A 1,571-nucleotide genomic window follows, 5' to 3' on the forward strand; every position below is an offset into this window, starting at 1 on the left:
AGACATGAAGATGGATGGGTCCAATCCCACCTTGCTGAACGCCTATGGCGGCTTCCTGGTCAGCCAGTCCCCGGCCTATTCCGGCGCCACCGGCAAGCTCTGGCTGGAAAAGGGCGGCGTCTTCGTGGTGGCCAATATCCGCGGCGGCGGCGAGTTCGGGCCGCGCTGGCACAACGCCGGGCTGAAGCTCAACCGCATGCGGGTCTATGAGGACTTCTTCGCGGTCTCCGAGGACCTGATCGCGCGCAAGATCACCAACCCGAAGAAGTTGGGCATCGTCGGCGGCTCGAACGGCGGGCTGCTGATGGGCGTCGCCCTGACCCAGCGACCGGAGCTTTACAACGCCATCGTCATACAGGTGCCGCTGTTCGACATGATCGGCTACAGCCACATCGGCGCGGGATCCTCCTGGATCGGTGAGTACGGCGACCCGGCGGTCCCGGTCGAGCGCGCCATGCTGATGAGCTATTCGCCCTATCAGAATCTGAAGCCCGGCCGGCCCTATCCCCGGGTGTTCCTCGAAACCTCCACCAAGGACGACCGCGTCCACCCCGCCCACGCCCGCAAGGCGGCCGCGCGGCTGAAAGAATACGGCTACGACTACCTCTATTGGGAGAACATGGACGGCGGCCATGCGGCGGCCGCCAACCTCAATGAACGCGCGTTGCGGCAGGCGCTGGAGTTCACGTACCTGATGCAGCGTTTGATGGATTGATCCTCCTACCTCCCCCGCGAAAGCGGCGGGAGGGGGCCCATTGGCCGAGCGTAGCGAAGAGCCGATGGGGGAGGGGGCAGGCCGCAAGCTCGGTGGATCGACCGGACCTTCGGGGCTCAGCGGACGGGGCTTTCCCCCTCCACCCCCGGCTCGGCGGCCTTCGGCCTCGGCCGGCGGTCCCCCTCCCGCCGCTTTCGCGGGGGAGGTGACGCCTCACCGCACGAAACTCGCCCCGTTGATGTCCAGCACCGCGCCGGTCAGCGACGCCGGCGCCTCCAGGGCCAGCCAGACCGCAGCCGCCGCCACCTCGGCAGGATCGGCGACGCGGCCCAGGGGGATGTCGGCCAGTAGCTTGTCGCCGCCGCGGCTGGCCAGGTAGTCGCCCGCGTCACCCGTCATGGTGAACCCGGGACAGATGGCAAACGCCAGCACGCCCTCGGCGGCGAAGCCCCGGGCGATGGACTTGGTCATGGCCACCATCCCGGCTTTGGACGCCGCATAGTGCCAGTGGGCCGGGCTGTCGCCGCGATAGGCGGCGCGGCTGGCGATGTTGACGATTCGCCCGCCTTGGCCGCGTTCGCGCCAGTGCAGGATCGCGCGGCGGCTGAGGTCGGCGCAGGCCTGCAGATTGATCTGCAGGGTGCGCGCCCAAGCGCCGTGCCAGTCGGGCAGGGGGGCGTCGACCGCGACCGCCTCGAACACCCCGGCGTTGTTGATGAGAACGTCGATCCGGCCGTCGAGGCGGGCGAGGGCGAGGTCCCAGAGCCGGTCGGCGGCTGCGGGGTCGGCGAGGTCTGCGCCGACCACGCCCTCGGCGTCATGGCGACCGTGACCGATGACGCGAGCTCCATCCTTC

At 69.1% G+C, this 1,571-nt stretch carries 2 protein-coding genes; one reads left to right on the top strand and one right to left on the bottom strand.

The genetic code is table 11. The features are described from left to right. Positions 1 to 715, top strand: a 715-nt coding sequence (locus RMO97_RS10390) for a prolyl oligopeptidase family serine peptidase (protein WP_310540875.1), incomplete at its 5' end; no start/stop codon positions are given. A gap of 213 nt (positions 716 to 928) precedes the next feature. Here RMO97_RS10390 and RMO97_RS10395 read toward each other — a convergent pair. Then, positions 929 to 1,571, bottom strand: a 643-nt coding sequence (locus tag RMO97_RS10395; protein ID WP_310540877.1) for an SDR family oxidoreductase, incomplete at its 5' end; no start/stop codon positions are given.

It is taken from the genome of Phenylobacterium sp. (genome assembly GCF_031425575.1).
Taxonomy (GTDB): Bacteria; Pseudomonadota; Alphaproteobacteria; order Caulobacterales; family Caulobacteraceae; genus Phenylobacterium.